We start from the raw sequence: 8,295 nt of genomic DNA, 5'->3' as shown, positions 1-8,295 counted from the left end.
CGTTCCCGGACCTGGACAAGGCCATCGAGTTTGTCAGCGTCTTCTCAGGCTTTCTCGGCAGCTTTCCGTCCGTCGAGATTCACTCCGGCCACGGTCTTCAGCCCGTATGGGCAATCGAGAACGGCGGGTTGGACACAGAGGAGCGGTCGGAGCGGGCGTACCGACTCATTCGCCGCTTCGGGCGTCTGGCCACTAGGGTGGCCAGCGACTTCGAGGCGAGCCTCGATAACGTCTTCGACCTTGCCCGCATCCTGCGTGTGCCGGGCACAACGAACTGGAAGGACCCCGCCAACCCCGCTGAGGTCTATGCAGTCCGCGGTAGCGGTGCGCCGCTAACTATCGATCAGGTCGAGGCGTTCCTCGACGAGTGGGCACCGGAGATCGACTCAGACCGGCCCGTCCGCGGGGATGCGATTAGCTCGCCGGACAGCTGGAAGTTCGGTGTCCATACGTGCGCTTACGTCACCGCGATGGTGCGCTCCTGGTGCCAAGAGTCTGACCGGCCCGAGATAGGCAGACACCAGTGGGCGATGAGCCGGTGTGTGCGGCTGGCGGCGGCACATCGGCTCGGTTGCATCACACGCCGTGGCCTCGACCAGGCGCTGGTTATTCTCGAATCCGCACTCAAGCACTGGTGCCAGGTAATTGGTGTACCTCGCGACCTCGCCCCTCACGAGGTCGGCAGCGCCTACCGGTGGGCCGAAGCCAGGGTCGCCACCTTCAACCACCGCCGCGCCAGATCGGAGCTTGGCCACCACCAGCATTCCCCGGTTCGAGGGCGCACGTGGACGTTGGTGCGGGCATGACCGGCCAGCAGCAGGGCCCTCGGCATCTGAGAGACAGATTGTTGCGGCTTCCGGACCTGCAGAATCTACCGCCTGTGCAGCCGCTTATCGAAGGGCTGTTGTACCGGAATACCCTTGCGCAGCTAGCTGGCCCGCCCGGTTGCTATAAGTCGTTCGCTGCGATTGCGATGAGTTGTGCTCTGGCGGCCGGTAAGTCGTTTGGGGACTTCGCCGTCCCGAGGGCGGGGACCGTGATCTACGTCGCTGCGGAGGGGGCGAGCGGTCTTGTAAAGCGCGTGTTGGCTTGGTGCGAGGTCTGGGGTGTCGATGTGGCACTGGTGGAAGAACAGCTCTTCTTCGTAGATATGCCGCTGCAGCTCGGCGACGAAGACCAGGTGGCGCAAGCCGTCGAGGTGGTAACTGAACGGTGCGCCGATCTCTTAGTTCTGGACACCCGTGCGCGATGCACCGTTGGCTTAGATGAGAATTCGGCGACGCAGCAAGGATTGGCCATCGATGCCGCAGATAGTATCCGGGCCGCCGCCGGTTGCACCGTCTTTGGTGTCCACCATTCCTCGCGTACGGGCACAGCGGGCCGGGGGTCTAACGCCTGGGACGGTGCTGTCTGGTCTGATCTGCGGATGGAAGGCGGCGGGCTTCAGGCAACCGTCCACTGCGAGAAGCACAAAGATGTCCCTGCGGGATGTGATCATCACTTCGCCTTGGTCCCCCACACAGTGTCGCCGGAACTGATGCCAGACACCTTCCCGCTGTGCCGATCGACGCTCGTTATTTCCAATGCCAGCACTGGACTTCAGATGCTCCGGGCGAAGTCTCAGTGCACCGTTCTGGACATCATCTGGAATTCAGCACCTCCGGAGGGGTTCACCCCATCCCAGGTGATCGGCCTTGCTGCCCCGCTGGAAGTCGGCAAATCTTCGGTCTACCAAGCCTTGAAGGTCCTGGCCGAACAGGGGTTGATCAAGAATATCGGGACGGCCCGCCGGTCTCGCTTTGTCGCCGGAGAGCAGCGCCCGTGACGGAACAGATCCGCGATGCCCAATCGTCCAACCCAATTCCAGCCCGTAGTCCAGCTCTGGCAGAGTCCATCCAGTCCGACACCCCCTTAGGGGTCGGAAGGACTGGAATTAGAACAACAACCCCGTCGGTAATTACCCTCCGGCACACGAGAACCAAGCCCCAGGCTGACCGGGTGGACGTGAACCCCCGGGAGCCACGCTGCCGGGTCTGTCGTGATGAGACTGTGCGCATTCTGGTCAACAAGCTGCTGGACTGGGTTGGTGTCCCGGTCAGTCTGGGCCGTGGCAGGTCACATCGGATCAACTTGGTAGACGTCTTGGGCTTTCTTGAGCCGCTCAACCACGGCCGCGACCCAAGAGACAAGCTCACCTACAACTCTTTGCGGGTCCACACCCGGAGGCATCACGACCTTGATGGGATCGTGGACTACTGGGAACGGCAGATGCACAAGAAGCTGAGGAAAGCCTTGGGAGCAAAGGGGCGTAGACCTATTGAATAGCTGTAGCGAAGTAGCGGAGTACGAAGATTTCCTCGCCAAATGGGGTCTCCCGTTTGAACCCAGAAGCTGGATCAGCAGAACCGTGACCTGCTTGTACTCGGCCCCAGCATCGCCATCCACGCCGATGGTGCTGGCCCCTCAGCGGGGCCCTCGGGCGTGAGGCTTGGGCTATAAAGTCCACATACGGGCTCCAGGCCGATACCGCGGTCACGCGATCAGGACCGCTGAAACGAGTTTTCGTGTCAAACCTTCGTTCCTAGACCTGTGAGGGCAGCGGGTCGATATTGAAGTTGTAGGCCTTAAGCGGATTCAGTGCCGTGGTTGACAACAGGGCCGCGAACACGACTACTTCGGTTTTGTTTTGGGAACTGGCCCCGGCATAGGTCCCCGGTTTCCACGTATTCTTCGGATAACCTATGCCGCTGTATACGTGCTTTAAGTCATCCATCGCGGCCCCTTTCGACGAGTAGGTGCCGATTAGTACCAAGATTTCGGTGCCCTCTTTTGCTTTACAGCCCCCGTCAGTGAGCGCATGAGACATTGGTCTGTCTCCTGGTCCCGGGTTTGGGTCCATCCCGGTGAACGTTCCCGGTACACATACCGCCGTTATCCATTCGTCGGGAAGCGGATAAGCGTGAGCCTCCGGGGCAAGAAATGCCGTCGCGGGCAATGCCACGCCGAGCAGGACGGCGGACACGATGTTCTTCACGGTCACACCCACTCTTCCGGTGTTGATGTAAGTCAGCCCAGAGGTGCGGGTACTCCGCTTGGTCCAGGTACGGGTATTCCGCCTGGTCCATATAGGAACACCACAAATCCGTAATCACGCAATGGACGCAGCGCTGTACCCGAATCTCCGGGGGCGTAGAACACGACGACGGTGTGGTCGCTCATCTCTACGTTGATGAAGCTTCCGCCGCGTCCGCCGTAGTACGAGTACAAATGGTCAACGTCGTATTCTGCCGCCGCTAGTGTGGGGAATCTGGCCTCGAAGACTGAGACTCCGTTTGTCCTAGCCCAGCACCAGGCAGCGCCTGTGGCGTGCGGGGCATCGAAAGCATGGCGAGCGACAAGGGTTCCTGGTTGACATACCGATCCTTCCCATTGTTGAAGGGTGTCGGCGCGAATTTGCGGTGCCGCTACCAGTCCAAAGCCCAGCGTAGTGAGCAGCAGTGCGGCACCGGTTAGCCAAATGCCAGCGGCTAACAGACCCAGCCTTCTGATTGGGGAGCGTGTGTGGCGATGAATGGCTCTTGCAAGTTTCGCTGTGATTTTCATCGGTGTCTCCATGCCCAGTCCTCTAGAACTCGTGCAGGCAGGTAACCGGACCACCGGCGTGATACTCGAAAAGGTGCGGTTCCGCCGCCTTGCCGCGCACATTGCTCGTGTGTCCCGCCGACCGGCAGAGGACTTTGGCCTTCAGGGCTAGGCCGTTGTGCCCGAATTGGCGGCCAATTGACTCACGCCCGCATCGACGGTCTGCTCCGTCGCGTGAATGGCTCTTGGATGGTCCGTCTGCCACCCCACTCCCCGGCCGCAGGCCAACAGCACCTCCGACGGACCGCAACCGCGGAGAACACTGCCCTGGGGAAGCCGAAGATCGTATCTGGTCCGGCTACTACCCTCGACCGCCCGGGCAGATCCTGTGCACCGGCGCGGTCCGTGCTGGTGTTGGTATTGACCGGTTCGGTGCCAGCTCATCGGGGTGACTAGTTGAAGGCAGTGCTGCCGTGGACCGGGTGCGTTGTGCTGACCAGCTTGGCGTAACAGTGGTCTCGATCAAGATTTTTACGACTGCACCAAGTCAGCGCACCTGCTGCATCCGGGAATGTGTCGCCAGCTATGGTGACCCAGAAGTCGGGTGCGTCGAACGTTGACCAGTCCGCCGACCAGAGCAGTCTGGCTTCTGGAAATTGCGCCCGGAGCTGCAGGTGTTCACTCAGTATTTTTGCGTTGTTCCAGACGGTGCCTTCGGCGACGATTCCTACCCGCTTGGAACTGATTTGGGGTACCCAGCGGTCGGCAAGCCAGTCGGTCACGTACGGGTGGTCTTGGTTAGCGATCCGCCGCAGCTGGGCCAAGCTGGCCGACTCGGGGTCTTCCGGTGTCTCGGTCGCCGGTGTGGGAATGCGGGGTGGGGGAGTGCCGGTTGGGGCAGGGGCACTGCTGACGAGGGACAGTTTGATTCCGGCTTTGGCTTCGGCCTCGGTATACGTGGTTTCGCCACGTTGGGCGACCTGCACTCGGTAATACTTCTGCCCGCCGGGAACCTCATTGACCCTGAATAGAAACAGACACGATCCCTGCTGTGCGTAGCTGCTTTCGATCCCACCCTTCGCGATCAGCTTTCCCCTGTCATCGGCCACGGTGACCGTCGCACCTGGTCCGATGTCATTGTCACTGCGGTCACCGGCGCAGCTGTATCCGCCGGGCAGGCCAGTTGTTTTGATGCTGTCGCTGGTCAGCTGCAGTGTGCCGATCAGGGAGAACGGTGCAGGTCGAGCTGGTTTAGTGATGGCCTTAACTGCGAAGAATCCGCCAACGCATATCGCAACAAATACTACGACCGCTGCAACCACTAATCGTGACCGTTGGATTCGTACCTCGTTGCCATGCGGAAGTTGTGACTCCGGCGCTCCATTGGTCGGAGCATTTCGATCAATGGGTCCCTGGGGGATCGACACCGGTGGTATGACCGGTGACTGGGTCCTCAGGTTACCCAGGTCTGAACTGGCGGGTTCCATGTTTGACTCCGCGAGTGCGTGAGCAAAGTCCACACAGCGGAGGAACCGTTCGTTGGGATCTTTCGCCAATGCCTTGGCGAAGACCGCATCGAGGGGCGCAAGATATGGGCGACTCTCGGCAAGGGTCGGGGGTGGCGCATTGAGATGCCTGCTGATGACGACAGCCGGATTGGAACTTGGAAACAGCGTCGACCCGGTCAACAGGTGATAGCCGGTCGCGGCCAGCGAGTATTGGTCTGCCCGGCCGTCGATTGGTAAGCCCATCAGCTGTTCAGGAGCGGCATAGGCCACCGTTCCGACGGTCATGTTGGTTGCGGTAAGGCCGCTGACATCCTCGACATCGCGAGCAACACCGAAGTCACTCAACAGGATTCGTCGTTCACCATCTTCAAGTTCCGCCAGCAGAATGTTGGCCGGTTTCACATCCCGATGTAAGAGGCCCCTGGCATGCGCATAGTCAAGCGCCTCGGCCACAGCGTTGACAATCCGGATCGCATCGGTTGCGGGCATCCCGGCTGGATAGTGGTCGCGCAGCATGTGAGCGGCATCGGTGCCGTCAACGTAGTCCATGGAGATCCACAACTGGCCGTTGCACTCACCGCGGTCGTGGACACTGATGATGTGGGGATGCCACAGCTTTGACGCCAGATCGGCCTCGCGGTTGAAGCGAGCGCGATATTCAGGGTCAGCCGATACGTCTACCCGGAGAACCTTGAGTGCGTCACGACGGGGCAGCCGCGGATGCTCAGCAAGATAGACCTCGCCCATCCCCCCGGATCCCAGCAGGCGCACGATCCGGTAGCCAGCAAAAGTTTCCCCCGCGTTCAGTGGCATGAGCCGCATACTACGAACAGCAGATGCACCGCGGCTCCTCTCAGTGTGTGCTGTCAAGCGCACAGCGCACGAACCACTGTGCAGCGTGTACGTCCACGCCATATTGCTGTGCGATCTTTGGAGGGAGATCGACGTCGGGGCGTGAAAGCATGCCGCCCGCCCGTGCCTGGCGGACGATGTCCAGACCCATCTGTACCGCCGCATCTGAATCGCTGATTGTCAACCCTGGATACTGTCGCAAGCAGGCCAAATAATCGGGAGCATAGAAAGTATCTGCCTGAGCTTGCGGGGCCAGGTAGGGCGCGACTGTGGCACCGAGTGCGATCATCGCAGCGGTAAGACCCTTCTTCATGGTCACACCTCCGTGCTGTGGTGAGCGGTTCCTTGAAGTGGTGACTCGTTAGCTTTGGCATCGCGGTATGGGTACTTAAAGGCTCCGCGCCGAGCAAGACGTTTTGATAGGGACGTTTGGCCCGCCGTTGCGGGTCAAAGGCAAGCGGCTACGAGCACGGGCCATCTTCCTGTCGTCTTCATGCCACTGGGGCGTCGGCGGAGCCATCGTCATGGGCCGGAGCAAATGCATACACGCTGACGATGACGGAGGTACGTACCCCTGAATGCCAAAAGACCCTTCTGCTGGCCGAGCGACAAACCCAACATGGGTGGACACAGCAAAGGTCGTGTGAGGCGGCACGAGCATGCGAGAAGTGAAAGAACACCTTAGGAACCTCGCCGGTGCTTTCCTGGTCGGTTCTTCAGTAGTTGCCGGGCTGACCTACGGGCCCGCCCCCACGGCGTGGGCTTGCGGTGTCAACGAAAGCCCCGACATCCTGTGCTCCAATGAGCAGCAGTTCGTCAATGATCTGGCGGCACGGGGAATTCGCCCGCGCCCTACCCCACGGTTGATCGCCAATGACGGGTGGAAGTTTTGCGGAGATATCGCCAGCGGCGGGAAGCCCGACATCGAGGCCGACCTGTATTGGAAGCACGTCGACTTGACCCGGGACCAGGCCCGCGAGATGGTCTCGGTCGCCGTGTCCGACCTGTGTCCTGATGCGCCAATGATTGGAGCGTCGCATGGATCTCATTGACCGCAAGTCACGAATGGGCGTTATTCCGGGTCTTTGAAACGTGCCCCGGAGCCCCGCGGTATCCCGCCTGGGCCGCGGGTGTTCAGGATTGCAAAATATTCGAGCGGCCGGGACATTGCTCGTGGCCGACCCAGAATGCGTAAGTCCAAGGTGGCAAAGTGCCATCCATGGACCTTTGGCCACTGCTGACAGAAGATCTGTTGACCGGCGTCTATTCAGTCGAGCGGCAACTGCGCCCTAAAATCACGGCAGTTGCGGTCCGATCGGAGTCGATCGAAGATCTCCGAGATGTAATCAACGCGCTCTGTACCCGATGGGCAGGCGGGTTTTTCCCGCTGATCTGTGTTGATCCTGGCGCAAGTGACTTGGACGAGCGAATCGAAGGGGTGTTGCTCAGGAGTAATGTTGACGGGCTAGATTGTCGAACTCTGCTCCCAGAGGAGGTTGAGCGGCGCTACTCGGACCGATCGGCGAACGCCGCTCGCTATCTGTTGCGCCAGGTCGCTTACTTGCAGGATCGGCCTCGGGTTCAGACATGTCGAGGCGTAGACGTAAGCAGCCCCTGGTACCCCGCTTATGTAGTGATGTTCGGTGACCTACCCAATGTGCCGGACCGACAGCAGAACAGGCGGGAGGGCCTCCGGGAGGACTTGGTCTTTGGCGATTTGGTGGATGTCAGGTCAGTCGATGGGGAGCCTTCGCTGCAAGACTTGATTCCGCGAATTCTGGATCTGGAATGGATCTCGGCGATCAATCTGACAGGAGTCCGGCTGCCTATCAGTGTCATTGGCGGATACAACAAAGGGTTCCCGTCCACGTCGAGATTCACCTGGGGACAGTCATCTGCACTGTCCCGGTACGGCTCGAACCTGCTGATCGTCTACCGGACCGACAGCACCCAGGACCTCGCGCTCCTTTGGAACCTTCGGGCGCGCTTCGCGCATCCCAACGGGCTCCCGTTTGCTATTCCATTTACCGATTCCACCCGCGAAGACATCGTCGCTGTCGATCAAACGATGCAGGTGCAACAGTTCTTTGGCATTGACCACAACCTCGGAGTTACATCGTTTTCGCTGTCGCCAGACGAGCTACGAGACCTGTGCCAAGGAACCGGGTTCGACGTCGTTAGTCCGTTTGATGTCGTCGGTGTAAAGCTCGGTACCGTCGCCTCTCCGTCAACGAATTGAGCCATCTCAGTGGACGCGACGCCACACCCATACACTTCACCGACGACATCAAACGGACTAACGACGTCGAACCCGGTTCCTTGGCACAGGTCTCGTAGCTCGTCTGGCGACAGC

Annotated in this window: 6 protein-coding genes and 1 pseudogene; 4 read left to right on the top strand and 3 right to left on the bottom strand. The window is 60.2% G+C overall.

Translation table 11 applies throughout. The features are described 5' to 3' along the window. Together A5702_RS26680 and A5702_RS09630 are read left to right on the top strand one after the other, a co-directional pair. A partial coding sequence (locus A5702_RS26680; RefSeq protein WP_197506533.1) for a hypothetical protein occupies positions 1-806 on the top strand: 806 nt, incomplete at its 5' end. Further along, positions 803-1,825 (top strand): AAA family ATPase, encoded by a 1,023-nt coding sequence (locus A5702_RS09630; protein WP_068220185.1) that lies wholly within the window; start codon positions 803-805, stop codon positions 1,823-1,825. The genes A5702_RS26680 and A5702_RS09630, both read left to right, overlap by 4 nt. Positions 1,826-2,581: 756 nt before the next feature. On the opposite strand, the gene A5702_RS26240 is transcribed toward A5702_RS09630, so the two are convergent. The 3 genes and pseudogenes from A5702_RS26240 to A5702_RS26235 form a co-directional block, all read right to left on the bottom strand. Beyond that, entirely contained in the window at positions 2,582-3,034 is a 453-nt protein-coding gene (locus tag A5702_RS26240; RefSeq protein WP_156669549.1) for a hypothetical protein, read from the bottom strand. A gap of 1,720 nt (positions 3,035-4,754) precedes the next feature. Next, a pseudogene (locus A5702_RS27270) lies at positions 4,755-5,903 on the bottom strand (serine/threonine-protein kinase); the annotation flags it as partial. 40 nt (positions 5,904-5,943) lie between these two features. Next, positions 5,944-6,255, bottom strand: coding sequence for a hypothetical protein (locus A5702_RS26235; protein ID WP_156669548.1), 312 nt, complete (start codon positions 6,253-6,255; stop codon positions 5,944-5,946). A 346-nt stretch (positions 6,256-6,601) separates the two neighbouring features. On the opposite strand from A5702_RS26235, the gene A5702_RS25555 reads away from it, so the two are divergent. Both A5702_RS25555 and A5702_RS26230 read left to right on the top strand, forming a co-directional pair. Beyond that, positions 6,602-6,994, top strand: coding sequence for a DUF732 domain-containing protein (locus A5702_RS25555; protein ID WP_082956009.1), 393 nt, complete (start codon positions 6,602-6,604; stop codon positions 6,992-6,994). Between the two features lie 158 nt (positions 6,995-7,152). Next, on the top strand, positions 7,153-8,181 hold the full coding sequence (locus A5702_RS26230; RefSeq protein WP_156669547.1) for a hypothetical protein: 1,029 nt from the start codon (positions 7,153-7,155) through the stop codon (positions 8,179-8,181). The last annotated feature ends 114 nt before the right edge of the window (positions 8,182-8,295 follow it).

This window comes from Mycobacterium sp. E3339, assembly GCF_001666915.1.
Lineage (GTDB): Bacteria > Actinomycetota > Actinomycetes > Mycobacteriales > Mycobacteriaceae > Mycobacterium.
Note: the sequence above shows the minus strand (reverse complement) of the source record. Positions and strands in the feature narration are given on the sequence as shown.

Excerpts from the sequence above, each read along its gene's own strand:
- A5702_RS09630 (WP_068220185.1), top strand. The coding sequence starts at position 803 with ATGACCGGCCAGCAGCAGGGCCCTCGGCATCTGAGAGACAGATTGTTG.
- A5702_RS26235 (WP_156669548.1), bottom strand. The coding sequence starts at position 6,255 with ATGAAGAAGGGTCTTACCGCTGCGATGATCGCACTCGGTGCCACAGTC.
- A5702_RS25555 (WP_082956009.1), top strand. The coding sequence starts at position 6,602 with ATGCGAGAAGTGAAAGAACACCTTAGGAACCTCGCCGGTGCTTTCCTG.